Annotated in this window: 21 protein-coding genes; 11 read left to right on the forward strand and 10 right to left on the reverse strand. The window is 61.1% G+C overall.

From position 1 onward, the window contains the following. Positions 1-6: 6 nt before the first annotated feature. Positions 7-1,707 carry an urease subunit alpha gene (gene ureC / locus AB7M25_RS27300; protein WP_429382449.1) on the forward strand — a complete coding sequence of 567 codons (1,701 nt, stop codon included), beginning with the start codon at positions 7-9 and terminating at the stop codon, positions 1,705-1,707. A gap of 66 nt (positions 1,708-1,773) precedes the next feature. On the opposite strand, the gene AB7M25_RS27305 is transcribed toward ureC, so the two are convergent. Continuing rightward, positions 1,774-7,044: a dermonecrotic toxin domain-containing protein gene (locus AB7M25_RS27305; protein ID WP_454238228.1), complete on the reverse strand. Its 5,271-nt coding sequence runs from the start codon at positions 7,042-7,044 to the stop codon at positions 1,774-1,776. Positions 7,045-7,292: 248 nt separating this feature from the next. Between AB7M25_RS27305 and AB7M25_RS27310 the strand changes: the two genes are divergently transcribed. Next, the gene (locus AB7M25_RS27310; RefSeq protein ID WP_429382453.1) at positions 7,293-8,429 is read left to right on the forward strand and encodes a sensor histidine kinase; all 1,137 of its coding nucleotides are present in this window, start codon (positions 7,293-7,295) and stop codon (positions 8,427-8,429) included. A 63-nt stretch (positions 8,430-8,492) separates the two neighbouring features. Here AB7M25_RS27310 and AB7M25_RS27315 read toward each other — a convergent pair whose 3' ends face one another. Both AB7M25_RS27315 and AB7M25_RS27320 read right to left on the reverse strand, forming a co-directional pair. Beyond that, positions 8,493-8,798, reverse strand: a complete 306-nt coding sequence (locus AB7M25_RS27315) for a chaperone modulator CbpM (protein WP_007979663.1) — start codon at positions 8,796-8,798, stop codon at positions 8,493-8,495. Between the two features lie 27 nt (positions 8,799-8,825). Then, the gene (locus AB7M25_RS27320; RefSeq protein ID WP_007979664.1) at positions 8,826-9,773 is read right to left on the reverse strand and encodes a DnaJ C-terminal domain-containing protein; all 948 of its coding nucleotides are present in this window, start codon (positions 9,771-9,773) and stop codon (positions 8,826-8,828) included. Between the two features lie 297 nt (positions 9,774-10,070). Here AB7M25_RS27320 and AB7M25_RS27325 point away from each other — a divergent pair, with 297 nt between their 5' ends. After that, positions 10,071-11,345: an Hsp70 family protein gene (locus AB7M25_RS27325; protein ID WP_429382457.1), complete on the forward strand. Its 1,275-nt coding sequence runs from the start codon at positions 10,071-10,073 to the stop codon at positions 11,343-11,345. 117 nt (positions 11,346-11,462) lie between these two features. Here the strand turns inward: AB7M25_RS27325 and AB7M25_RS27330 are convergent, their stop codons facing one another. The 3 genes from AB7M25_RS27330 to AB7M25_RS27340 form a co-directional block, all read right to left on the reverse strand. Then, positions 11,463-12,476 carry an AI-2E family transporter gene (locus AB7M25_RS27330; RefSeq protein ID WP_007979667.1) on the reverse strand — a complete coding sequence of 338 codons (1,014 nt, stop codon included), beginning with the start codon at positions 12,474-12,476 and terminating at the stop codon, positions 11,463-11,465. A 251-nt stretch (positions 12,477-12,727) separates the two neighbouring features. Beyond that, the gene (locus AB7M25_RS27335; protein ID WP_454238229.1) at positions 12,728-13,036 is read right to left on the reverse strand and encodes a PsiF family protein; all 309 of its coding nucleotides are present in this window, start codon (positions 13,034-13,036) and stop codon (positions 12,728-12,730) included. A 64-nt stretch (positions 13,037-13,100) separates the two neighbouring features. After that, positions 13,101-13,895: an AraC family transcriptional regulator gene (locus AB7M25_RS27340; RefSeq protein WP_454238230.1), complete on the reverse strand. Its 795-nt coding sequence runs from the start codon at positions 13,893-13,895 to the stop codon at positions 13,101-13,103. A 97-nt stretch (positions 13,896-13,992) separates the two neighbouring features. On the opposite strand from AB7M25_RS27340, the gene AB7M25_RS27345 reads away from it, so the two are divergent. Then, on the forward strand, positions 13,993-14,880 hold the full coding sequence (locus AB7M25_RS27345) for a DMT family transporter (RefSeq protein ID WP_015093260.1): 888 nt from the start codon (positions 13,993-13,995) through the stop codon (positions 14,878-14,880). Between the two features lie 89 nt (positions 14,881-14,969). Here AB7M25_RS27345 and AB7M25_RS27350 read toward each other — a convergent pair whose 3' ends face one another. From AB7M25_RS27350 to AB7M25_RS27360, 3 genes are all read right to left on the reverse strand, one after another. After that, positions 14,970-15,860, reverse strand: a complete 891-nt coding sequence (locus AB7M25_RS27350) for an alpha/beta fold hydrolase (protein ID WP_454238231.1) — start codon at positions 15,858-15,860, stop codon at positions 14,970-14,972. 106 nt (positions 15,861-15,966) lie between these two features. Then, entirely contained in the window at positions 15,967-16,272 is a 306-nt protein-coding gene (locus AB7M25_RS27355; protein ID WP_056725381.1) for a DMT family transporter, read from the reverse strand. Further along, positions 16,273-16,911 carry an FMN-dependent NADH-azoreductase gene (locus AB7M25_RS27360; RefSeq protein ID WP_454238232.1) on the reverse strand — a complete coding sequence of 213 codons (639 nt, stop codon included), beginning with the start codon at positions 16,909-16,911 and terminating at the stop codon, positions 16,273-16,275. A 109-nt stretch (positions 16,912-17,020) separates the two neighbouring features. On the opposite strand from AB7M25_RS27360, the gene AB7M25_RS27365 reads away from it, so the two are divergent. Further along, a complete protein-coding gene (locus tag AB7M25_RS27365) occupies positions 17,021-17,935 on the forward strand; it encodes a LysR substrate-binding domain-containing protein (protein ID WP_429382468.1) in 915 nt (304 codons plus the stop codon). Positions 17,936-18,052: 117 nt separating this feature from the next. Here AB7M25_RS27365 and AB7M25_RS27370 read toward each other — a convergent pair whose 3' ends face one another. Next, a complete protein-coding gene (locus tag AB7M25_RS27370; RefSeq protein WP_454238233.1) occupies positions 18,053-20,128 on the reverse strand; it encodes an AsmA family protein in 2,076 nt (691 codons plus the stop codon). Between the two features lie 387 nt (positions 20,129-20,515). Here AB7M25_RS27370 and AB7M25_RS27375 point away from each other — a divergent pair, with 387 nt between their 5' ends. The 6 genes from AB7M25_RS27375 (at position 20,516) to AB7M25_RS27400 (ending at position 24,549) form a co-directional block, all read left to right on the forward strand. Next, the gene (locus AB7M25_RS27375; protein WP_429382472.1) at positions 20,516-21,028 is read left to right on the forward strand and encodes a hypothetical protein; all 513 of its coding nucleotides are present in this window, start codon (positions 20,516-20,518) and stop codon (positions 21,026-21,028) included. 171 nt (positions 21,029-21,199) lie between these two features. Then, a complete protein-coding gene (locus AB7M25_RS27380) occupies positions 21,200-21,832 on the forward strand; it encodes a TetR family transcriptional regulator (RefSeq protein ID WP_429382474.1) in 633 nt (210 codons plus the stop codon). A gap of 308 nt (positions 21,833-22,140) precedes the next feature. Further along, positions 22,141-22,641 carry an urease accessory protein UreE gene (gene ureE / locus AB7M25_RS27385; RefSeq protein ID WP_429382476.1) on the forward strand — a complete coding sequence of 167 codons (501 nt, stop codon included), beginning with the start codon at positions 22,141-22,143 and terminating at the stop codon, positions 22,639-22,641. Then, positions 22,638-23,312 (forward strand): urease accessory protein UreF, encoded by a 675-nt coding sequence (locus AB7M25_RS27390; RefSeq protein ID WP_429560553.1) that lies wholly within the window; start codon positions 22,638-22,640, stop codon positions 23,310-23,312. The genes ureE and AB7M25_RS27390 overlap by 4 nt, the downstream gene beginning before the upstream one ends. A gap of 23 nt (positions 23,313-23,335) precedes the next feature. Beyond that, the gene (gene ureG / locus AB7M25_RS27395) at positions 23,336-23,950 is read left to right on the forward strand and encodes an urease accessory protein UreG (protein ID WP_007979691.1); all 615 of its coding nucleotides are present in this window, start codon (positions 23,336-23,338) and stop codon (positions 23,948-23,950) included. A 26-nt stretch (positions 23,951-23,976) separates the two neighbouring features. Continuing rightward, positions 23,977-24,549, forward strand: a complete 573-nt coding sequence (locus AB7M25_RS27400) for a HupE/UreJ family protein (RefSeq protein ID WP_454238234.1) — start codon at positions 23,977-23,979, stop codon at positions 24,547-24,549. Positions 24,550-24,553 lie beyond the last annotated feature (4 nt).

Genomic DNA, 24,553 nt, shown 5'->3' on the forward strand with positions numbered 1-24,553 from the left:
GAACACATGAAGATTTCCCGTCAAGCCTACGCCGACATGTTCGGTCCCACCGTCGGTGACAAGGTGCGCCTGGCCGATACCGAGTTGTGGATCGAAGTGGAGCAGGACTTCACCACCTACGGCGAAGAAGTGAAATTCGGTGGCGGTAAAGTCATTCGTGACGGCCAGGGTCAGAGCCAGTTGCTGGCCGCCGACGTGGTCGACACCCTGATCACCAACGCGCTGATCATCGATCACTGGGGTATCGTCAAGGCCGACGTCGGTCTCAAGGACGGGCGCATCGCGGCGATCGGCAAGGCCGGCAACCCGGACATCCAGCCCAACGTCAACATCGCCATTGGCGCCAGCACCGAAGTCATCGCCGGCGAAGGCATGATCCTCACCGCCGGCGGCATCGACACCCATATCCACTTCATCTGCCCCCAGCAGATCGAAGAGGCATTGATGAGCGGTGTCACCACCATGATCGGTGGCGGTACCGGACCGGCTACCGGCACCAACGCGACCACCTGCACCTCCGGGCCGTGGCACCTGGCGCGCATGCTTCAGGCTGCCGACGCGTTCCCGATGAACATCGGTCTCACCGGCAAGGGCAACGCCAGCTTGCCGGAGCCGTTGATCGAACAGGTCAAGGCCGGTGCCATCGGCCTCAAGTTGCATGAGGACTGGGGCACCACGCCCGCGAGCATCGACAACTGCCTGAGCGTGGCCGACCGGTTCGACGTGCAGGTGGCGATCCACACCGACACCCTCAACGAATCCGGCTTCGTCGAGACCACCCTCGCCGCCTTCAAGGGCCGCACCATTCACACCTATCACACCGAAGGTGCCGGTGGCGGTCACGCGCCGGACATCATCAAGGCCTGCGGTTTTGCCAACGTGCTGCCGAGTTCGACCAACCCGACCCGGCCGTTCACCCGCAACACCATCGACGAACACCTGGACATGCTGATGGTCTGCCATCACCTCGACCCGAGCATTGCCGAGGATGTGGCCTTCGCCGAAAGCCGCATCCGCCGCGAGACGATTGCCGCCGAAGACATCCTCCACGACCTCGGAGCGTTCTCGATGATCAGCTCCGACAGCCAGGCCATGGGGCGGGTCGGTGAAGTCATCACCCGCACCTGGCAGACCGCCGACAAGATGAAAAAACAGCGCGGGCCGCTGCCCGGCGATGGTGAGGGCAACGACAACTTCCGCGCCAAGCGCTATATCGCCAAGTACACCATCAACCCGGCGATCACCCACGGCATCAGCCATGAAGTGGGTTCGGTCGAAGTGGGCAAATGGGCGGACCTGGTGCTCTGGCGTCCGGCGTTTTTCGGCGTGAAACCGACGCTGATTCTCAAAGGCGGCGCCATCGCGGCCAGCCTGATGGGCGACGCCAATGCCTCGATCCCGACACCGCAACCGGTGCACTACCGCCCGATGTTCGCCAGCTTCGGCGGTTCGCTGCACGCCACCAGCATGACCTTCATCAGTCAGGCGGCGCAGGAGGCAGGCTTGCCTGAAGCGCTGGGTTTGAAGAAGAAAATCGCGGTGGTCAAAGGTTGCCGCGACGTGCAGAAAACCGACCTGATCCACAACGACTACCTGCCGAAAATCGACGTCGATCCGCAGACCTATCAGGTCAAGGCCGATGGGGTTTTGCTGTGGTGTGAACCGGCTGAGACATTGCCGATGGCCCAGCGTTACTTCCTGTTCTGAACCGGTTGTTGCGCCACACACAAAGGCCTCGATCACAGCGTATCGAGGCCTTTGTCTTTTCCGCCGTTACTGATCCGCTGCTATCCGCAGTCGGTCCAGCCTGCCCCGAGTCATTGCCTCTCGCGTCAATGTTTTCAACTGCTGCGTGATTTGCCGATCGATGTCATTCAACGCCTGAACATAGGCCTCGTCCGTCATGAGCTGGCCATTGGCAAACTCACTTTCGCTTTTGCCCAACTCGCGGCAAAGCGCGGTGATTTCCGCCGCCACCTCAGCCCTTTGCCCGACCGAGAGTCGTGCACCATCGGCCCGGCGCTGCAACGCATCCTGCAAATCGGTGGTGGCGTCGATCCTGCGCTTCAATCCGTTCAACTCTTCGCGGTAAGTAGACTCCAGCCAGGTTCGCCAGAGCGGTTGCTCGAAGACGCGATCAACCAGCAGATCACCCTCCTCCAGCGCCTTGATCCGCTGGAACGCTGCTTCGATCATCTCCTTGCTCACACCGGCGATGTTGCGAAACTGCATGCCCCGCGCCTGCCACGGCAAATCCAGACGCTGCGCCAGATCGGTCATGTAGGCCAGGTGCACTTCCACTTCATCGATAGTGCCGATCACGTCGCCATCGGCGTTGTAGCGACGGAACCGCTCTCCTTTCGCCAACCGCGCAGACACCCGCTGACGGGCAATGGCACCGAGTTCATCGAGCCGGGACTTGCCCAGGGCCAGTTCCAGCAATTGCACCTCGATCAGGTCCGCACGCACCAGGGCGTAGGCTTCGTGCACCATCACCTGCACGCCCATGGCATTGAACAGCTGCGTACCGCCATCCACGCATTCGGTGGGCGTTGCCGCCTCATTGAACAGCTTGCTTCGCAGTTCACTGTCGCTGGCCATGGCTTCGAGCATGCGCCAGACCTTGGTTGTCAGTTCCGTCTGATAGGCACCGCCGGCCTTGAAGTCGGCGGACTGGGTGAGTTTGCGCAGTTCATTGAAAAACGGCACCGAACCAAACTCGTCTTCAACGTCGTTCCAGATGTTCTGCTTTTCCTGCCATTGCCGCTCGGTCATGCCCGTCCCCCATTCCGCGCTGTCGAGTACGCCTCGGGGCGGATAAGGACGCTCCGGGTCCATTCCAACCGACTCGATGTAAGACTTGAGGATCTCGAGATTCTCCGACGAGATCCAACGCGGGCCCCGACTGATCACGGTGCGCGCCAGTAACTCTGCGCGAAATGAACCGGGTGCGACCTCGGGTATCCGACTGATCGGGTTGCTACTCAAGTCAAGGTAGATACTGCGCGGTCGCGATTGCGAAAACAGCCCAACGGGCCAGCTGTCCAGTCCGGTTTCGTCCAGCAACAACACCTGCAAATGCGGCATTCGGCTGATATTCGGAATGAGCTTGAGCGGGTTGCCGCGCAAGCGCAGGAATGTCATGCGCGTCAGGTTTTTCAGGTGATCGAGCGCCAATGCATCCAGTTCAATGTTATTGCCGTCAAGAAACAGGTGAGTGAGATGACGCATGTCTTTCACCGCCTGCGGAAGCGTCGTCAGCAGATTGTCTTGCAGGTTGAGGTAGCGCACCTTATGGAACGGGTCGAGGAACGACAGGTTCCCGGAACGCAACTGCCCACCGCGCAGGCTCAGGCTGGTGACGTGGTCAAAGTTGGCCTCCAGCTTCGGCAGGGTATCCAGCAGTCGGTCCAGCTTGGGAATGTTGTCCAGATTCAACGCCTGTGGCCGCACTACCCCAGAAGCCTCGAAACCCTCCGGCCCAGTGCGCTGCCAACACTGTCTGAGCGCCTTGTAGAGCTGATTGCGTGCCTGCCACTCGGCCACACCCGCCGGACTGAAACGAAAGGACTGCGTCGGTGAGTTCATCCAGCGTAGCAGCGAGGCGTGCAAGAGATTGAACTCAGCCTCCAGCGCAGACAGCCGCTCATGCACCGCGCCGCCACTCTGGCCGAGTTCCGCCAGCAGGTTTTCAACCTCCTGCGGTGTGTATCCCGGATACAGCCCACGGACCCGCCGCCGCAGGCCCATCCCGCGCGGCACTTGCTGCGCGTAACCTGGCATGCCGCCGCGCAGCCGCATGATGCGTGGATCGTACGCAGGTTTAAACACCGGGTTATCCCGCAGAATCGGCTCAAGCCTTGCACGATCCAGCGGTCGGGCCTTGACCGCTTGCTCAAGACGCTGCGCTTCATGGATCTCAAAGCCCAGGGCTTTTCGCTGCGCGTCAGGCAAGGCATGCAGCACCGCCGCGTACAAATTGTCCGCGCCGTGCAAATGCAGATCGTTGCCGTCCCGTGCCTCGTATTGGCCATCCTCACCCAGGACCAGCACTTTTCGGGTCGTTGCGTCGACGGGGCCGAGACTGTCGGTCAGTGATCCCTTGAATGAATACTCACGGATTTCCAGACGCAGATCCGCCGGCCAGCCCGGCAATGCGACCAGCGAGTGCAGCTCCAGACGTGCGGTATCGCGATTGTGCAGTACGTCGAGGTACAGGCCTTCATAAGCCCGTGTCACACGCAGTTGTTCCGCGGCCTCCCGGGCTTGTTCAGCCAGCCTCAACGGAACACGTTTTTTTTCGTTCAAATGCCGCACATCCGAGGGGTGCGCTTCACTCAGCAGCTCCTGTGCCTGACTGACAGAGATATCAGCCCCATCATCCTTGAGCATGTTCACCAATGGATCGTCCGACCGAGTCCGGCGCTTGTACAACAGGTCGAACAACTGACTTTTGCGCTGACGCGCCAGCGCCGCCCATTGATCACAAAGTGCCTGGGCACGTTTGGGTTGGTCATCGGAATACCCTGTTCCAAGCAGTTCGCGTTGCGCTTTTTCGTCAAGGAAGCCGACCACCCGTTCAGGCAACTCACCCGCAAGCAGTTCAGACCAGGTCATCTGCAAGGTATTGGTCGCTGACGCCTCGGCGTAGCCCTCCTTGATTGATGCACCAGTCAGGCCCGGTCCTTGGAAGACTTCAATGGCCTTGTCGCCGGGCCAGCCGCGCAACTCCGTCATGAGCCGAAGCGAGTAATCCGCCCAATCGTCACCAATCCGATGGGCCAGAATCTGTTGCGCACCGGCTTCGGCATCGGCATGGACCTTGAAGCGCTTGAGGGTATCGGCCAATAACGCGGGCGGAGTTTCGTGCTCGACATGGAGCCGGCGCAAGGTGTTTTCATGCACGCCGCTGGCAGTCAAAATCTGCTCCAGGGTCTCATCGGAAAGCCCATCCACCGAAGCGCCCAGACGTCTGAGTACGCCACGCCGATCCCATTCGAGCGGTTGATCGAGTTCCGTCTTCCAACTGCCGGCACCGTTATGCTCCAACAATGGCTGATAGGCATCGGCGCGAGTCGGGTGTTGCAGCCGATGCTGGCCAGTGTCCGGGTCTTGCCTGACGGCATAGCATTTGTCATCGAGCCGAAGCAGATCCTGCTCCTGATGATGGTACAGCCCTGTGTCACCGGCCTTCGCCCCATCGGGCAATGCGATCGATTGCTCATAAGGAGCGAGGTCAGGGTTCCACAATCGCTCCTTGCCCCCGACTTCCACTGGTTTGAGTCCCTCGACAAACGGCGACACCTTGATCGGTGCGACAGCGGTGCCGGGCAACACATGTCCGGCGCTCATGAGAGCCAATTGCGCGAAGTTGATCAAGACCCCGTTGAAGTACGCCGAGGCCTGTTCCTTGTCACCCTTGCTCCAGTCCTCGACGCCTTCGGCAACCTCGGCGAGCATTTGCGCGACCATGATGCCGAGCATGGCTTCGCCCAGCCCAGGCACCAGCATTGCGGCGAAATTGAAAACATTCCAGCCGATCGACAGGTAACCGGTCAGGCGCTTGAAGCGTGCGGTGGCATCCTCGTCGCCGGTCGGTACGGCGATCAGCCGGGCATCGGCGATGGCCTTGTTACGCCGCTCCATAAACAGGGTGATCCACAGATCATCCGCGATCTGGTTAGTCACCGGTTCCGCATCGGGATTTTCGACCGCCGTTTCACGCCACCACGGGCCCATATCGAACGGTTCGCGCTCATGCCAGGTGTAGGTCGTGAGACGCTCTTTGACCCGGGCGAAAAACAGCCCCTTGTCCTTCTGCCCCACAAACCGGCTGAAAAAGGCCTGGTAATCGGTACGTCTCAACTGACCCAGGAGCGCCTTCATGAACGCGGTCAGCGAGGGATACTCCTTCAACGGATGGTCAGGATCATCGGGCACATAAGCGATCAACGGACCGGTTACACGGCTCTGTTGATAGATATCGTCGCGCCGCAACAGCTCATCGCTCAACCCCTGCGGCCCATTGGCGAAGAAGGCTTGCAGCAGTTTGAATTGATCGTATTCCCGGCCCGGCAGAACAGGAAGGCGGCGCGACCAGTCGATCCAGAATTTCAACAGGGCCGGCGTCAACGCTTCAACTTCGCGCTTTATTTGCGATGGCTCGCTGACCGCGCTGAACAACACGATGCCTGTCAACCGAAAGCCCATCAGCGACAAGCGATGACCCTGCAACGGCCGGTCGTACAGCGTGATGTTTGCCTGCCCCTTACGCACCTGGCCCAGTTTGCCATAGGCATGGTCGCTGATATCGCCCTTCAATCGGGCAATCAGTGCGGCCACTTGAAAGGCCGCCTGCTCACTGGCCACCGAGTCTTGTTGCAAGGTTCGCTGTGCTTGCGGGGTATCGGGCAACAGGACGGACTTGATGTGCCGCTGGTATTGCCCGCCGATGTCCAGGCTGCGGCACAACGCGGCAAAATCCGGCAGGGCAATGGCCGGCTCCAGGCTGAGACTGCCCCGGCTGTCCTTGCGGTAAATACCGGAACTGTCTCGGAACGCCCCTTCGACGGCCTCGGACTCTTCAAAGTTGTGCAGTGCCGCCTCCAGCAAGGTGGACTGGCGGACGCGACTGGCGCCGGTGTCGATGCCGAAGATGATCGTACTGGGCACCTCGAGCTGCACGCTGAGTTCGTCGGCGCGTTCCACCGAGTTGAAATTCGCCTGCAACATCTCCCTGAGCAGCGGTTCGGCGAAGGCCTCAATGTCGTGTTGCAAGCTGCCCAGGGTTTTGTCCAGTACGCCCTGCACACGCCAGCGTTCCTCGATCAACTGCTTCAGGTATTGGCGATCAATGGCCCGTGCGCCGCTGTACCACTCGGGCATCGCCGGTTTCAGGGTTTCGAGGGATTTGAGCCTTGCAGGCGGGGCATTTTTCAGGGCGCCGGGTATCCCGTCGAATACGCGACGGTAATGCACGCCCTGGTGTTCGACGCCTGTGGTTTCAATGGTTTGTTGTGAATGGCTTCCATGCAATTCAGACACTGTTACATCACCTTGATGGCTGGATTTGAACCCACAGCTTCGCCAACCCGCCCGCCAAACAAAAGCCCAAAAAACCGCTGGGCCGCCCCTGGAAAAAGGCCTTCACCGTTCGAAATTCAAAGACCCTTCAATACATAAGTACCGCCGCAGAGGCCTGGGCTTATGCCACTGAATGAGCGGTCGTGTTTTTTCCGGCAAAGGGACTACTATTCGATTCGCTGTCCCCGATTCACGCTCAGGTAACCGCCATGCGTCTTTCCGAATTCATCGTGCTACAGGTTGATCGCATCGTCGATGAGTGGGAGCAGTTCGCCAAAACCATCACCCCGGCCGCCGAGTCCATGGACAGCGCCGCCTTGCGCGACCATGCCCGGTCGATCCTGCTGGCCGCGGCCCGAGACATGTGCAAGCCCCAGACACCCGCCGAGCAAGCGGCCAAGGCACGCGGCGAAGGTCCGGAGAAAACCCCGAGCCTCGACGAGGCCGGTGCCAGCCATGGCGAGTTGCGCCATACCGTGGGTTTTGATCTGGTGCAGATGACCAGTGAATTCCGTCATTTGCGCGCCTGTGTCATCCGCCTGTGGGTCAACAGCCTGCAGTCGCCTGACCTGGCCTACTTCCAGGACATGATCCGCTTCAACGAAGCCATCGACGAAGCCCTGGCCGAATCCACCGCCGCCTATGCCGAAATGGTCAACCGCTCCCGGGACATTTTCCTCGCGATCCTCGGTCATGACCTGCGCGCGCCCCTGCAGGCGGTGAGCATGTCCACCGAAATCCTGCTGCGCAAAGCCGCGCTCGAAGGACATACGCTCCAGTGCGCGGTCAATATCCAGCGCAGTACCGGGCATCTCGCAGTCATGGTCGGGGATTTGCTGGAACTGGTGCGCAGTCGCCTGGGCAAGCACCTGCCGATCGAACCGGCGCCCATGGACCTGGCCGAAGCAGCACGGGACGCGATTGCGCGGGCCTGTGCCGGTCAACCAGAGTGCGATCCGACCCTGACGGTACAGGGTGACACCCGCGGTACCTGGGATCCGCGCAGGGTCGATCAGATGCTGCAAAACCTGATCGGCAATGCCTTGCAGCATGGATCGAGCAAACGTGAAGTGATCTTGACCCTCAAGGGCGAGGCCGACAGCGTTCGGCTGACGGTGCAGAACGACGGAGTTCCCATCCCCAGCGATGCGATCCCGACCATTTTCGACCCGCTGGTGCGCAGTGCCAGCGAAGAACTCGGCGAGCCTACTACTAGCCTTGGGTTGGGGTTGTTTATCGTCAAGGAAGTGATCGACGCCCATCAGGGGACGATTGAAGTCAGTTCCAGTGAGGCTGAGGGGACGACGTTTACCGTAATGATGCCCAGGAGCGTGATACGTCTGTAGGAGCCGGCTTGCCGGCGATGGTGCCCGCAAGACCGCCATCGCCGGCAAGCCGGCTCCTACAACTCATTCGACCAACAACCGCCCCAACCGCTGCTTGAGCATGCGGTTCTCGGCGCGCAGCTGCTGCACTTCTTCGAGCAGGTCCAGCGCCAGGGCGACCCCTTCCCACTCCAGGTCAAGGTCGCGCCGCAGCTTGGCGGCGCGCTTGGCCAGGGTCAGCTCATAGTCGTTGAAAACCCAGTCCTTGGGCTGAGCGCCCTGAGGTTCGAGGATGCCGTGCTCGACGATTTCGATCACGTAGACGTCCGACAGCTCGGTCGCCTCACAGAATTCTGCCATGTCCAGTTGAACGATCAGGGGACTGCTCATTGTCAGTGACTCCTTGGTTCTAAGGGATCAAAAATGCTCTCGCGGGTCGAACGCGGCTTTTTTCGCCAGTTCCTGCCACAGGGCCTTGATGTCATCGTCGGATTTCTTCGGCATCACGGCCTTCAATTGCACGAACAGGTAACCGCGCTCACCGGCCTTGTTCATCAGGCCATGGCCCTTGGCGCGCATGCGCTGGCCGTTCTGGCTGCCGGCCGGCACCTTGAGGTTGATTTTGCCGGTCAGGGTCGGCACGGCGACTTCGGCCCCCAGCGCCAGCTCCCACGGAGCCAGTGGCAAGGTGATGATCAGGTTATCGCCTTCGACGTCGAATTTCGGGTGCGGTGCGAAACGGATCGTCAGGTACAGGTCGCCATTGGCGCCGCCACCCACACCCGGAGCGCCCTGCCCCTTGAGGCGAATGCGCTCGCCGTCGGCCACACCGGCCGGAATCTTCACGTTCAGGCTTTTGCTGGTGTTGCTCACATGCTGGCCGGCCGCGTTGTACTGCGGTACCTGGAAGGTGACCTTCTTCGATTCGGTCGACAGTGTTTCTTCGAGAAAAACCCCAAGCTCCATTTCCACGTCTTGCCCTCGACGTCCGGTGCTGCGACGCGACTGTCCACCCCCACTGAAACCAGGCCCACGGTTGCCGAAGATCGAACTGAAGAAGTCCGAGAAATCGCCCGTGTCCTGGCCACCGCCACCGAAACCGCCACGGCTCTGCCAGCCCGGTGGTCCCTGGAACGGCTGGCCGTGCTGGCCATAGCGGCGCAGATCATCGTATTCGGCGCGTTTGTCAGCGCTTTTCAGCGCTTCATAGGCTTCCGAGGCGTCCTTGAACTTGGCCTCGGCGTCCTTTTCCTTGCTGACGTCGGGGTGGTATTTGCGCGCCAGCTTGCGATAGGCGGCCTTGATCGCCTTATCGTCTGCGGTCGGCTCCACACCCAGAATCTTGTAATAGTCTTTGAAGTCCATCGCGGGAATCACCATCCGTTATCAAATCGCGCCACGGGCAACAGCATGCGCTTGTTTGCAGCCGTTGGTTTGACCGATCTCAAATTTGTGACCGGGCGGCGCAGCAGAAGTTTATCGGCAGCCGGCGGGGCTTCTTGCGAGCACGCCCGCCGCTGTCCGGTTGATGCAGGGTAGTTTGGGGGGAATGCCCCATCTTTCAAGGCATTGTTTGCGAAGAATTAGCAGATAACCGGCCTTCGAATCTGGCGCGCACTGGCATACACTGCGCGGCCGTTTTTTAACCGGAACCTGAAAGACATGAACAACGCATCTCCAGCCCGTGCCGTGGGTATCGACTTTGGCACGTCCAACTCCACCGTCGGCTGGCTGCGCCCCGGCGTGGAAACGCTGATCGCGCTGGAGGACGACAAGATCACCCTGCCGTCAGTGGTCTTCTTCAATATTGAAGAACGTCGCCCGGTGTACGGCCGGCTGGCGCTGCACGAGTACCTGGAAGGCTACGAAGGCCGCCTGATGCGCTCGCTCAAGAGCCTGCTGGGCTCCAAGCTGATCAAGCACGACACCAGCGTCCTCGGCACGGCCATGCCGTTCAAGGACCTGCTCGGGCTGTTCATCGGTCAGCTCAAGAGCCGTGCCGAAGCCGCCGCCGGTCGGGAATTCGAAGAAGTGGTGCTGGGTCGCCCGGTGTTCTTCGTCGATGACGACCCGATGGCCGACAAGGAAGCCGAAGACACCCTGGTCGACGTGGCGCGCAAGATCGGCTTCAAGGAAGTCTCGTTCCAGTTCGAACCGATTGCCGCGGCATTCGATTACGAGTCGACCATCGAGAAAGAAGAGCTGGTACTGATCGTCGACATCGGCGGGGGTACGTCCGACTTCTCCCTGGTGCGCCTGTCGCCGGAGCGGCGCGCTGTGGATAACCGCCAGGACGACATTCTCGCCACCGGCGGCGTGCACATCGGCGGGACCGACTTCGACAAGCAACTCTCGCTGGCCGGCCTGATGCCACTGTTCGGCTATGGCAGCCGGATGAAGAGCGGTGCCTACATGCCCACCAGCCACCACATGAACCTGGCGACCTGGCACACGATCAACTCGGTGTACTCGCAAAAATCGCAACTGGCCCTGGGCAGCATGCGCTACGACATCGAGGACACCGGCGGCATCGATCGCCTGTTCAAGCTGATCGAACAGCGCGCCGGCCACTGGCTGGCGATGGAAGTGGAAGAAACCAAGATCCAGCTGACCCACGCCGACCACCGCCACGTGCCGCTGGACCGCATTGAAGCGGGCCTGAGCGTGGACTTGAGTCGTGCGCTGTTCGAGTCGGCCATCGATAACCTGCTGGAGCGGGTGCGCAACAGCGTCACCCAATTGCTGACAGACGCCGATGTTCGGGTCGATCAGGTCGACACGGTGTTCTTCACCGGCGGCTCAAGCGGCATTCCGGCGCTGCGCAACAGTGTTTCGGCGATGCTGCCGAAGGCGCGGCATGTGGAAGGGAACATCTTTGGCAGTATCGGCAGTGGCTTGGCGATCGAGGCTGCGAAACGCTACGGGTCGATGGGCTGATCCGGTTTCTGCTGCGTCCCCCATCGCTGGCAAGCCAGCTCCTACAGGTATTGTGACGCCCGTTGTAGGAGCTGGCTTGCCAGCGATAGCGTCAGATCAGGCAATACCTCTTTCGGATCAAACCATCCCCACCTGCTTCAACTCGCTCTTCAGATACGCGTAGTAAATCGGCCCCGCCACCACCCCCGGCAGGCCGAACGCTGCCTCGAACACCAGCATTGCCAGCAGCAACTCCCACGACTTGGCACTGATCTGCCCGCCGACGATGCGCGCGTTGAGGAAGTATTCGAGCTTGTGGATAAAAATCAGGTACCCCAGCGCCGCGACGGCGACCCAGATCGACAGCGACAGACCGACGATGGTGATCAGGGTGTTGGACATCAGGTTGCCGATCACCGGCAGCAGGCCGAGCAGGAACGTCAGCACGATCAGGGTTTTGGTCAGCGGCAACTTGATGCCGAACATCGGCAGGATCACCGCCAGGAAAATCCCGGTGAAGAAGGTGTTGAGCAGGGAAATCTTGATCTGGGCGAACACGATGTTGCGAAACGCCTGGACCAGCAGGTGCAGTCGATCAAACAGCGCCGCCGCCAGCGGTTTGCGCTTGGTCAGATCCGGTACACGCTGCAACGCAATGATCGCGCCCAGCACCATGCCGATCAGCAAGGTCACGAACATGTGTGCCGCATCCTTGCCCACCAGTTGCAATTCGCTCAGGTGCTTGCTGACCCACTCGCCAATGGCCACACGGAACTCGGCGGCACTGGCCGGCAGATAGGCGTCGATGAACGGCGGCAGTTGCCCGCGGGCGCGGTCGACCACCCCCATGAATTTGTCGAGGGAAGCGCCAGGGTTTTCCGCCTCGTGCAGCAGGAAGCTGAAGGCACCGGCAAAGATCAGCGACAGTACGCTGACAATCAGAGTCCCCAGCAGTGCCACCGCCAGCCAGCGCGCACGCCGGCCTTCGATCAGCCGTTGCAGTTGCGGGGTGAGCATGTTGACCAGTTCGAACACCAGCAACCCGGCGAGCAGGCTCGGCAGCAACCGCAGCGGCAGGACCAGCAGCAGCCCGCCAAAAATGATGACCCAGCTGATGACCAGCAAAACTTGACGCTGAGAAAACGTTGGCATACAGCCTCAAAAACGAACGGCGTAAAAAGGATTGGCAGTCTGCCAGCGATCCGGTGCGAGCACTAGGATTGTGTGGGTCGACCTTGGTCGGGGGCAGCTCAAGCGACTCGGCGCCCTTGTCGGCCTCTTCGCGGGCAAGCCCGCTCCCACATGGTTTCTGTGCTGAACAAAAATTGCGCAGGCATCCAGGATCCCTGTGGGAGCGGGCTTGCCCGCGAAGAGGGCGGCCCATTCACCACAAGTGTCCAGGTTTATTTTTTCTTCAGGCAATCACTCATGAACGTCTTGCGCTCATCACCCTTGAGGGCTTTGGTGGCGGCGTCGGCGTTGCAGGTTTTCATTTTCTCTTGCTGCGGCGTCAAGGCCTTGCCGGCATCGTTTGCCGCCGGAGTAGCCTTCAGGCAGGTGCTCATGAAGGCTTTGCGCTCGTCGCCCTTGAGGCTTTTGGCCGTGGCGTCGGCGTTGCAGGTAGTCATCTTTTCCTGTTGGGCTGTGGCGGCGAAGCCCTGGGAGCAGAGCAGCAAACCGATCATCAACAAAGGGACACGCAAATTCTTCATGGAGTTTTCTCCTGGTCGCCACACCGAGGGGCGCGGCCTCGTACTGAAGTGTAGACAACCCCTGTTACACCTTCCTGTTCTCCAGATGGCTGCGCCGATACTGCTCCGGCGTACATCCGGCCTGGCGCTGGAACATCGCGATAAACGCCGAGCCGGTGCTGTAGCCCATGTCGAAAGCGATTTCCTGAATGCTGTGCTGGCTGTCCAACGCTTCGATTGCCGCCAGAAACCGCAGGCGCTGACGCCACTCACCGAAGCTCATGCCCAGTTCCCGCACGAACTGCCGCGCCAGGGTGCGTTCGCTGACATGGATGCGTGCGGCCCATTCCGACAATGGCCGGTTATCCCCGGGCTCGGCCTGCAAGGCTTCCAGAATCCCCAGCAATCCTGGGCTGCTAGCGTAAGGCAGGTAGCACTCGTGCACCGGGGCCTGTTGCAGTTGATCCACCAATACCTGGGCCAGACGCTGGTCGGCGGCCTGCTCGGGAACTTGCACATCCCGGGCGGCGAAGTCCTTGAGGATTGCCTTGAGGATGTCGCTGATGGCCAGGGTACAGGCTCGTGACGGCAGATCGGCGCACACCTTGGGCGCCAGGCACACGGCGCGGTAGTTGACCGGTTGATGGCTGTAGAAGCTGTGCTCGATCTGCGGCGGTACCCACACCGCGTATTGCGGAGGCGACATGAAGCGGCTGCCCTCGACGTCCATGTGCAGCACGCCGTGGGCTGCATATTCCAGCGTCCCCCAGGGATGTCGATGGGGGGCGGCGTATTCGTGGGCGTCGAAATCGGCGTAGCGGAAGTACACCGCCGACGGCAGTTCGCTGAAATCCAGCAGGTCGATGTGTTTACTGCTCATGCTGTCCGTCATCAGGGGTGAGTTGTCCGGATCGAAGTATAGGCTTGCATCCAGACAAGCGGATAATTGCACTTCATTAACGTTCTGGTTTTTCCCGATGCAATACGCTTATCCCCTGCTGGCCATTTTTATCTGGGCCGGCAATACCGTGATCACCAAAATGTCGGCCGGGGCGATCTTCCCCGCCGAGATCGGTTTCTACCGCTGGCTACTGGCCGGGTTGCTGTTCACGCCCTTCATGCTCAAACCGGTGCTCGCCCATTGGCCGCTGATCCGCCCGAAACTGGGCAAGATCTTTGTCCTCGGTGTTCTCGGCATGGCGGTCTATCAAAGCCTGGCGTACTTCGCCGCGAGCCTGACCTCGGCCACCAATATGGGCATCATCCTGTCGCTGATGCCGCTGATGTCGCTCGCGATGGCGATCATCAGCCTCGGCCAGCGCCTGACCATGGGCGCCCTGGCCGGTGCGGTGCTGTCGTTCGCCGGCGTCCTGGTGGTGGTGTCGTCCGGCAGCCTGGGCACATTGCTCGAACACGGAGTCAACCTGGGCGACGCGATGATGCTGATCGCCACCCTGGCCTACGCGGTCTACAGCACCCTGTTGAAAAAATGGCAGCTGAAACTGCCACCGCTGGTGCTCCTGTATCTGCAGGTGCTGGTGGCCGTGGTGGTGCTGTTTCCGCTGTTCCTCGCCTCACCGAAAGTCGGCCCGACCCTGCAGAACATTCCCCTGGTGCTGTACGCCTGCCTGCTGGCTTCGATGGTCGCGCCGTTGGCATGGATGCAGGCGGTGGTACGTTTGGGTCCGAGCCGGACCACGCAGTTTTTCAATTTGCTACCGTTGATTACCGCATTGATTGCAGCGGTGGTGCTGCATGAACAACTGGCGATGTATCACTTGGTGGGCGGGGTGTTGACGCTGGGTGGGGTGATTGTTTCCGAGCGTTGGACCACCGTGCTTGGTCGCAAGATTAGCGTTGCCTGATCCGGCGCTTTCGCGGGCAAGCCCGCTCCCACAGGGGATTGCATTCCATTGTGGGAGCGTGGCTTGCCCGCGATGAACGATAACGCGGTCTAAAGCCCCGTCGCGCTTAGTCGCGCCGCATGTTCGACAAACAACCGGATCGGCTCTGCCCCCTTGCCCACCAGCCCCAGCGACTGGTTGACGATATCGAAGTGATCCAGCGGATACTCATCGCCAATCACCGTGCCCAGGTGCGAGCTGTAGCGCCCGACCATGCCGTCGCAATGCCCGGCTTCGCGGACGAAGGTTTTGGCGAACAACCGGCAACTGCGGTTGGTGCCGTCCAGCAGATTGCGCCCGCGATCGGTGATGCCCGGCTGCAAGGTGCCGGACCAGGAGTAATAGCGCACGCCATTGACCTCTTCCGGCCCGTGACCGCCCCAGGTTTCAGGCAAGCCCTGTGGATAACGCTGGTTGAACAACCCGACGCCAGCGGTGGTGAGGGCGTGATGGGAGGCATGGATATCCACCGGCAACTTCGGCCCGTGGTAACCGGTATCCAGCCACCCCATCAGCGTGCCGACCATTCGCAGCAAAAAGCACAGCAGACGACCACGCAGGCTGTCATGGGGATAGTGTTGATGCAGGTAATCGGCGAGCTCCGAACCGTGGTTCGGCCCCGCCACCGAGGTCACCGATGCCACCAGATCCGGGCGTTTGGCCGCGGCGTAACGGGCGGTCAGCGAGCCCTGGCTATGGCCGATCAGGTTGACCTTGTCGGCCCCGGTTTCCCGCAGGATTTCGTCGATACGCGCCAGCAATTGCTCGCCGCGTACTTCGTTCGAATTAAGCGGCGAGACCTGCACGGCGAACACCACCGCACCGCCGCGGCGCAGCGCCTCGACGATCCCGTACCAGTACGGATAAAGCACCAACCGGATGAACCCGAGCATTCCCGGAACCAGTACCAGCGGGTAACGCGGGGCAGAACCTTGCGACATGGGCGGACATCCTTGTGGTCGGGGGGGACGCAAGGCGCAATGCAAGACATCCGCCAAGCTACGCCTGCGAAGATGACAACTCGACGACAAGTCTATGTCATCCGCGCTACTTCAACCCCACCACGCCCGCCACGATCAGCCCGACCGAGACCAGTTTGATCACGCTCAGGCTTTCCCCCAGCAGCGCGAACCCGAGAAACACCGTGCCCAGCGAACCGATGGCGGTCCAGATCGGGTACGCGATGCTCACGGGTAACTCGCGCATGGCCAGGGTCAGGAAGTAGATCCCGCCCACAGCGGCCACCACCGTGATCAGCGAAGGCCAGAGCCGGGTGAAGCCCTCGGCGTATTTCATGCCCATGGCGAAGGTGACTTCGAACCCGGCGGCGACCAGCAGAAAAAGCCAGGCCATCTAGAACTCCCCGGCCAGCGCCAGCAAGCGCTGCTCAGCCTCGGCGGCAGAGATTTCAAAGCTGCGTTCGGCGGACTCCTCGCCCTCGGCAGCGACCACTGTGACATCGGTGATGCCGATGAATCCGAGCACCGTGCGCAGTAGCGTATCGGCATGGTTCATGGCTTCCAGCTCTCCGCCCGGACCAAAACCAAAGCCGCCACGGCTGGTGATGATCAGGGCTTTTTTGCCCTGCACCAATGGCTCGTACTGGGCCACGCCATTATCCAGTGTGTGATCGAAGGTCACCCCCACCCGCACGATCTGATCGATCCAGGCCTTCAAGCCGCTGGGAACGCTGAAATTGTGCATCGGTGTGGAAATCACCAGCACATCATGGCCGAGCAGTTCGCCGACCAGTTCGTCGCTGAACGCCAGGTCGGCCTGCATCGACAGCGGCCGAGCCTCGGGCTCGGGGTAAAACGCGGCGGCCACGAATGCCTCGTTGACCGGCGGGATCAGCGCCCGACCGACTTCGCGCCGGGTCAGTGGCGAGTGTGGATGACGGGCCTGCCAGGCCGACAGAAACACTTCGGCCAAACGCCGGGAGTGTGAACGATCGCCACGGGGACTAGCATGAACGGCAAGAATTTTACTCATCTGTCTCTCCTCAGGGCTAAACTCAAACGGCTTGTGGCTTGCAGCTTGAAGCTCGCGGCTGCGCCCCTTCAAATGAGTAAAAATCAGCCAAGGTGAATCTATTTCATCTGTGGAGTTTCCGATGTTCGCCTCGCTGCCCTTGACCGCCCTGCGCGCCTTCGAATCCGCCTCACGCCTGTTGAGTTTCAAGGCCGCCGCCGAAGAGCTGTCCGTCACCCCGACGGCGGTGTCCCATCAGATCCGTTCCCTGGAAAGCTGGCTCGGCGTGCCGCTGTTCGAACGCCTGCCACGCCAGGTGCGCCTGACCGAATGCGGCGAACGGCTGTTCCAGAGCCTGCACGGGGCGTTCCTCGAAGTGGCGCAAAGTGTCGATACCCTGCGCCCGCAACGCAGCGGCGCCAACCTGACGGTCTCCACCACCGCGGCCTTCGCCGCACTGTGGCTGGTGCCTCGGTTGGGACGCTTCTATGCCCGGCACCCGAACATCAACGTGCGCCTCGACACCCACTGCGAAGTCATCGATTTGCATCAGGACGCCAGTGTCGATCTGGTGCTGCGCTACAGCCTCGACGATTACCCCAACCTGTACGGCCAGTGCCTGTTCGATGAGTCCTTCGGCGTCTACGGTTCGCCCGAACAAGTGGCGCTGGCGTTGAACCGTGCCCCGACGCTGATCAGCGTGCGCTGGCACAACTCCAGACTCTATGCCCACGGCTGGGAGGCCTGGTGCGCGCAATCGGGCGAAACCTGGCTGAGCGGTCGGCCAGCGGTGCGCGAATACGACGAAGAGCATTACGCCCTGCAAGCGGCTATTGCCGGGCAGGGTCTGGTGCTGGCAAGCAATATTCTGGTGTCGGAAAGCGTGGCCAGTGGCCTGTTGTTGCCGTACCGGGGGGACATCCAGGTCGATGGCGCCGGCTACAGCGCACTGTGCGTGCCGGGGCGCGAACGCCATCCACCGGTTCGGGCGTTTTTTGCGTGGCTGCGTGAAGAGGCGTTGGCGTCGGGACATGCTCTGGCGTGAGAATTTTTGCGCCTGACAGGCCGCCATCGCGAGCAAGCTCGCTCCTACAAAGGGGTATCGGCCACAAATCCCTGTAGGAGCGAGCTTGCTCGCGATGGGGCCCCTACAGACGCCCAATTATTTGCCTGGCTTGACGGTGACAGGCGCCTTGCCCGACTTCATCTGCTCCAGCAACGGCGCGCATTGATTCGGCTCACCACCACTCGGTGCCACCAGCGCCAGCAACCCTGCCGCCGGTGCGGCGATCACCCCCAGCGCCACCATTCCGGCGCCGCGCAGCATCAACGGCACGGCCTTGACCCCGGCATCGGGCTTGATGAACTTGCCACGTACATACAGCGGCGAACGCAATGAAATCAGGCGCCAGCCCTTGGATTCCGGGGTGATGGTCAGGTCCAGTTGTTCCGTCGCCATGTTAGCGGTGCCGTCGATGTAGACGATGGCGTTCTCGGTGTCGAATACGAACAACCGGGTGGTGGCCAGGCCGGACTGGATACCGAAGTCGGCGGCCGCGCAGTTGATCTTCACTTCCTTGTCGCCAAAGATCTTGCCCACCACGTAGTTGCCGACGTTCAGGCCCGCCAGCTCCATCAATTCGCGACTGATGGCGCCATCGTTGATCAGCATTTTCAGATCGCCATTGGCGCTGCCCAGCAGCCTGGCCACCGAATTGCCGCGCCCGCTGATATCAGCGTCACCATTGAGCTCGCCAAAACTGGTTTTCATCGGCTCAAAGCCGGGGAACAACTGTTTGAGCTTGAAGCCCCGCGCCGTGAGCCTGGCGTGGCCCTCCAGGGGATCGGTGTGGCCGTTCAGGCGAATCTGCGCGTCCAGCTTGCCGCCGGCCACGCCGAAGCGCAGCGGTTCGAGGCTGAGCACGCCATCGGTGAGCACCAGATGGGTATAGAGATCGTTGAATGGCAATTTTTCGCTGTGCACGATGCGCTTGCCGGTGAACTCGACGTCGGCGTCCATATCGCGCCAGCGATCTGTCTTGAACTCTTCGACCGGCAGCACTTTGTCCGCCGGTTGTTTGCTGTCACCGCCACGGACCTTCTGTTTGGCGTTGGAATCAGCGCCAATCAGCGGCGCCAGGTCAGCGAACAGCAATTGATTGGAGAGTAGCGAGCCGCTGAGTTTTGGCCGTGGCTGGCTGGCCACGTAGGTCAGACTGCCATGGATGTCACTCTCGCCGATCTTGCCGTTGAATTCCTCATAGCGAAACACCGCGCCACCCGGCTCGTGCAACTTGGCGATCAGATGGCCGTCGGTGGCATAGGGTGGCGTGTCCGGCAGGATCACGCCGGTCAGTGGGTAGAGGTTGCCCAGGCTGGTGCCGGCCAGTTTCAGGCGCAGGTCCAGGGCGCCGAGATTCAGCGGATCGGTCAGGGTGCCAGCCAGTTCGACGCTGGAATCGGCGATCTTCACCTGCGCCTGAAGCGGAAACGGGCGTGCCGCATCCTGCAGCGCCAACAACCCGCCAATCTTGCCCTGGCCCGCGAGTTTCTGGCCGTGGTACTGACCGTTGACCTTGAGGGCGAACGCATAATCCTGGGGTGACGAGCCCTTTTCCTGCACGGCTTTCGCCGCTTTGTCGCCAACAATATCGCTGAACGGAATCGGCTTGCCCAACGGATCGATCAGCACGTCGAGCTGCGTCTTCAGGCTCTGGTCGTCGAGGGTGACGTGGCCCTTGTCGAAGCCGATCGCACCGATATCCACCACCCAACTGGAAGGCTCGGCGTTCGGGTCTTTGGGGTCGAATTTGAACGTCCAGTTGGCGCGCCCGTCAGCCAGTCGTTGCAACTGCGCATTCGGCTCGGCGAGGTCGATACGCGGGATCACCACCCGCTGTGCCAGCAAAGCCAAGGGTGAAATGCGCAACTCGACACGCTTGAGAGCGGCCATCTGCGGTTGCTTCGACCAGTCCGGGTTGCCCAGGCTGATGTCCTCGGCTACCACATGAGGCCATGGCACCCAAGCGCGCCAGCCGCTTTCATCGGGCTCGGTCTGCCAGACCACCGACAGATTGCCGTTGATGGCAAAAGCGCGGTGCAGTTCTTCGGAAACCTTGGCATTGAGCGGCGGTTTGATCCGGTTCCAGTCGAAGAACACGATGATCAGCACCAGCAACGCCAACAAGGTAAGGAAGGTGGAAAGGGTCCAGACAAACGTCTTTTGGGTGCGCGTCATTGCACAGGGCTCCTGATACGACTGAGCGCCCCGACTGCGACGCACAGGTGAAACGGTGAGCCGGAAGCGGCTCGCCATGAAGTCTACGACTGATAAAAACCCGGCAGGTTTAATCGATAGACCGATTTCGCCGAATTCAGCCAGTCCGATACTGACCAATTAGTCATTCGGCGTTACCAACCCCGCACATTTACACGTCGCAGGTGGGTCGAAAATACCCAAACCGGTGCAAGACAACTCGCCGGAAACGCCCGATCTAGAGGCTCTCCAGCAAACAATCAATTCCGTTGATTATTACCATTGCGTTTATGAACTTTTATATCGACTTATCGAGAGTAGCATTGCCCTCGTACCCACTTTTTCGCACCCCCGAGGAGCACAACAATCATGAAACGCCAATTACTGCTTAGCCTTTCACTCTCGATGCTGGCCAGCACTGCTTTTGCCCTGCCAGCCGCCGACCAGGCCACCCCACAGGTGAAACAAGACCACTCGGTGTTCAGCCAGACCGTCGCCGCCGATGGCTCCGAGCGCACTCCACAAGGCCAGACCCTTGCCGAAGGGGGTAATGATCGCCTGAAAGAAAAAGGCCTGATCACTCAGGATGGCTCGGACCGTACTCCACAAGGCCAAACCCTAGCTGCCGATGGTTCGGATCGCACCCCACAAGGCCAAACCCTGGCTGCCGATGGTTCGGATCGCACCCCACAAGGCCAGACCCTCGCCGCTGACGGTTCGGACCGCACCCCACAAGGTCAAACCCTCGCCGCTGACGGTTCGGATCGCACCCCACAAGGCCAGACCCTGGCTGCCGACGGTTCGGATCGCACTCCACAAGGTCAAACCCTCGCTGAAGGCGGTGGTGACCGTGTGATCGAACGCAACAGCGCTCTGAGCTAAGCCCCATGGCCGCCCAGAAAAAAAGCCCAATCCCCGGATTGGGCTTTTGACTTTTCAGCACTGCGCTTGATAGATGCCGCACTTCCCCGCTTGATCCCTCACAGTCGTTCGACGCCGGCAAAGCCGATTTGCTAGAGTGCGCCGCGTCCCTGTCCAGAAAACGCCCTTGCGATGCTGCCCCGCGCCGAACAGAAACAACAGACCCGTAATGCCCTGATGGACGCTGCCCGGCGCCTGATGGACGGCGGCCGAGGATTCGGCAGCCTGAGCCTGCGTGAAGTCGCGAAAACCGCCGGCATCGTACCGACCGGTTTCTACCGCCATTTTGCCGATATGGATGAACTGGGCCTGGTGCTGGTCAGCGAAGTCGGCCAGACCTTCCGCGAAACCATTCGCCTGGTACGGCACAACGAATTCGTGATGGGCGGCATCATCGATGCCTCGGTACGGATCTTTCTCGACGTGGTCAGCGCCAACCGTTCGCAGTTCCTGTTTCTCGCCCGCGAGCAATACGGCGGTTCGCTGCCGGTGCGCCAGGCCATTGGCCGTCTGCGTGAAGGCATCAGTTCGGACCTGGCGGCGGATTTGTCACTGATGCCGAAACTGCAGCATCTGGACATCGCCGACCTGAGCGTCATGGCGGATCTGATCGTCAAAAGCGTGTTCGCCACCCTGCCGGACATCATCGATCCCCCCGCCGAGGGCTTGCCCGAGCACCTGACGCCCCAGGCAAAAATCACCCAGCAGTTGCGGTTTATCTTTATCGGCCTCAAGCACTGGCAAGGGCTCGGCAGTACCGAGTAACCTCTTGAGGAAGCCCATATCCCTGTGGGAGCGGGCTTGCTCGCGAAAGCGCCGGCACATTCAACATTGATGTGACAGGTACACCGCCTTCGCGAGCAAGTCGAATCGTCGCACCGCCGCTCCCACACTGAACTGAACCGCATCGCCTCAACTTGGTGCGCAAATCAAAACCTGCGCACCAACTTCAACCAAAAAACTCACTCAATCGATACCCCTCCTACGTCTCCTTCAGCCATTTCCTACGCATCATGTCGATTGGCAAGCCCCTTGCTCTAGCCTGAGCATCGTCCATTGCTGGAAGCCTTCCGATGCTGGTGATTCATCGCAGAATCGACCCTCAACCCGTTTGGGCCGCTGAACTGCACCTGACGTTCGAAGCCCGCAGCAAGAGCCGTTTGCGCTGTTTCAGTGCCGAGGGCGAAGACGTCGGGTTGTTTTTGGAGCGTGGCCAGCCGCCGCTGCATGACGGCGAATACCTGCAAGCCGAAGACGGGCGAGTCGTGCGTGTCTGCGCACGCCCTGAGCAACTGCTGCACGTCACCTGCGCCAATGCCTTCGAACTGACCCGCGCGGCCTATCACCTGGGCAACCGCCATGTCGCCCTGCAAGTCGGCGACGGCTGGTTGCGCCTGCTCGACGATTACGTGCTCAAGGCCATGCTCGAACAACTCGGTGCCATTGCCTCGAACATCGAAGCGCCGTTCCAGCCGGAACATGGCGCCTACGGCGGTGGCCATCATCATTCGCGCCACGGTGATGAAGACTTCAACTACGCGCCGAAACTGCACCAGTTCGGCGTACGCCCATGAACCCGGCCTGGGCGCTGCTGCGCCTGGCCAGCCCGCAATTGCCGATTGGCGGCTACAGCTACTCCCAAGGGCTGGAAATGGCTGTGGATAACGGCCGCGTAAGCGATCCCGACAGTGCGCGACGCTGGATCAGCGATCAGTTGCTGTTGAATCTGGCACGCTTCGAAGCGCCGTTGCTGCTCGCCCATTGCGTGGCCGCCAGCGAGGACAACTGGGGCGACTTGCTGCAACGCTGCGAGGAACACCGCGCCAGTCGCGAAACCCGCGAACTGCATCAGGAAAGCCGGCAGATGGGCTACTCGTTGCAGCAATTGCTCAACGGCTTGCCGGAACTCGACACACCTGCCCGCGCCTTCCTCGAACAACGTAGCGAACCCCATCTGGCCCTGGGATGGGCCTTGGCCGCGCGCGCCTGGCAGATCAGCCCGCAGGATGCATTGGCTGCGTGGCTATGGAGCTGGCTGGAAAACCAGTTGGCGGTGCTGATGAAGACTTTGCCACTGGGCCAGCAAGCCGCCCAACGCCTGACCAGCGAACTGTTGCCGCTGCTTCAACAGGCGCAACAGAACGCCACCCGAATCGATCCCGATCACTACGGCAGCGCCGCTTTCGGCCTGTCCCTGGCGTGTATGGCCCATGAGCGCCAGTACAGCCGTCTGTTCCGTTCCTAGGGCCTGTTATTTTGGAGAATCACATGAACACACAACCCCTGCGCGTCGGCATCGGCGGCCCGGTCGGTTCCGGCAAAACCGCCCTGACCCTGGCCCTGTGCCTGGCCCTGCGCGAGCGTTACAACCTGGCCGTGGTGACCAACGACATCTACACCCGCGAAGACGCCGACTTCCTGGTGCGCAACGAAGCCCTGGCGCCGGAACGCATCATCGGCGTGGAAACCGGCGGCTGCCCGCACACGGCCATCCGCGAGGACGCTTCGATCAACCTTGAAGCCGTGGATCAACTCAATCGCCGTTTTCCGGGGCTGGACCTGATTCTCGTGGAGTCCGGTGGCGACAACCTCTCCGCGACCTTCAGCCCGGAACTGTCCGACCTGACGATCTACGTGATCGACGTCTCCGCTGGCGACAAGCTGCCGCGCAAGGGTGGGCCGGGGATCTGCAAATCCGACCTGCTGGTGATCAACAAGATCGACCTGGCGCCGCTGGTCGGTGCCTCGCTGGAGATGATGAACAGCGACACCCAGCGCATGCGCAACGGCAAGCCATTTGTCTTCAGCAACCAGAAAACCGGCCAGGGTCTGGAACAGATCATCGCCTTCATCGAACGCCAGGGCTTGCTGACCGCGGCCTGATCCCCCCTTCAACAAGGAAGCTTTCCATGACACTGAAACGCATTCTCGGCGCCCTGGCCCTGCTGCTGACGCCAGCCCTCGCCCTCGCCCATCCAGGGCACGGCGACAATGGCTTGATCGCCGGCATCAGCCATCCGCTTGGCGGTCTCGATCACCTGCTGGCAATGCTCGCGGTCGGCCTGTGGGCCGCACAGCAGCAAGGTGCTGCGCGCTGGGCGCTGCCATGCACCTTCGTCGGGACTCTGCTGATTGGCGGGATGCTGGGCTTTGAAGGAATGAACCTGCCTGCACTGGAGAGCGGGATTGCCGCTTCCGTATTGGCCTTGGGGCTGGCGGTGGCGCTGGCTGTGCGTCCACCGTTGGTGATGGCGGCAGGTGCGACAGCCTTGTTTGCGCTGTTTCATGGTGTGGCGCATGGGCTGGAACTGCCGGACATGTCGAGTCCCTGGACCTATGCCGCAGGCTTTGTCGCCGCGACGGCGGTGTTGCATGCGGCGGGTTATGCGCTGGTGCGGGTGTTGCCACAGGCAGCGGCACCGCTGGTACGACTGGCGGGCGCGGCTTCGGCGGCGACCGGGGTGTGGTTGTTGGCGGGTTGATTCT

Source organism: Pseudomonas sp. AP3_22 TE3818 (assembly GCF_053628995.1).

Excerpts from the sequence above, each read along its gene's own strand:
- ureG (WP_007979691.1), top strand. The coding sequence starts at position 23,336 with ATGAACACACAACCCCTGCGCGTCGGCATCGGCGGCCCGGTCGGTTCC.
- AB7M25_RS27400 (WP_454238234.1), top strand. The coding sequence starts at position 23,977 with ATGACACTGAAACGCATTCTCGGCGCCCTGGCCCTGCTGCTGACGCCA.
- AB7M25_RS27330 (WP_007979667.1), bottom strand. The coding sequence starts at position 12,476 with ATGCCAACGTTTTCTCAGCGTCAAGTTTTGCTGGTCATCAGCTGGGTC.
- AB7M25_RS27360 (WP_454238232.1), bottom strand. The coding sequence starts at position 16,911 with ATGAGTAAAATTCTTGCCGTTCATGCTAGTCCCCGTGGCGATCGTTCA.
- AB7M25_RS27355 (WP_056725381.1), bottom strand. The coding sequence starts at position 16,272 with ATGGCCTGGCTTTTTCTGCTGGTCGCCGCCGGGTTCGAAGTCACCTTC.
- ureE (WP_429382476.1), top strand. The coding sequence starts at position 22,141 with ATGCTGGTGATTCATCGCAGAATCGACCCTCAACCCGTTTGGGCCGCT.
- AB7M25_RS27340 (WP_454238230.1), bottom strand. The coding sequence starts at position 13,895 with ATGAGCAGTAAACACATCGACCTGCTGGATTTCAGCGAACTGCCGTCG.
- AB7M25_RS27390 (WP_429560553.1), top strand. The coding sequence starts at position 22,638 with ATGAACCCGGCCTGGGCGCTGCTGCGCCTGGCCAGCCCGCAATTGCCG.
- AB7M25_RS27370 (WP_454238233.1), bottom strand. The coding sequence starts at position 20,128 with ATGACGCGCACCCAAAAGACGTTTGTCTGGACCCTTTCCACCTTCCTT.
- AB7M25_RS27315 (WP_007979663.1), bottom strand. The coding sequence starts at position 8,798 with ATGAGCAGTCCCCTGATCGTTCAACTGGACATGGCAGAATTCTGTGAG.
- AB7M25_RS27320 (WP_007979664.1), bottom strand. The coding sequence starts at position 9,773 with ATGGACTTCAAAGACTATTACAAGATTCTGGGTGTGGAGCCGACCGCA.
- AB7M25_RS27325 (WP_429382457.1), top strand. The coding sequence starts at position 10,071 with ATGAACAACGCATCTCCAGCCCGTGCCGTGGGTATCGACTTTGGCACG.
- AB7M25_RS27375 (WP_429382472.1), top strand. The coding sequence starts at position 20,516 with ATGAAACGCCAATTACTGCTTAGCCTTTCACTCTCGATGCTGGCCAGC.
- AB7M25_RS27310 (WP_429382453.1), top strand. The coding sequence starts at position 7,293 with ATGCGTCTTTCCGAATTCATCGTGCTACAGGTTGATCGCATCGTCGAT.
- AB7M25_RS27350 (WP_454238231.1), bottom strand. The coding sequence starts at position 15,860 with ATGTCGCAAGGTTCTGCCCCGCGTTACCCGCTGGTACTGGTTCCGGGA.
- AB7M25_RS27345 (WP_015093260.1), top strand. The coding sequence starts at position 13,993 with ATGCAATACGCTTATCCCCTGCTGGCCATTTTTATCTGGGCCGGCAAT.
- AB7M25_RS27335 (WP_454238229.1), bottom strand. The coding sequence starts at position 13,036 with ATGAAGAATTTGCGTGTCCCTTTGTTGATGATCGGTTTGCTGCTCTGC.
- ureC (WP_429382449.1), top strand. The coding sequence starts at position 7 with ATGAAGATTTCCCGTCAAGCCTACGCCGACATGTTCGGTCCCACCGTC.
- AB7M25_RS27380 (WP_429382474.1), top strand. The coding sequence starts at position 21,200 with ATGCTGCCCCGCGCCGAACAGAAACAACAGACCCGTAATGCCCTGATG.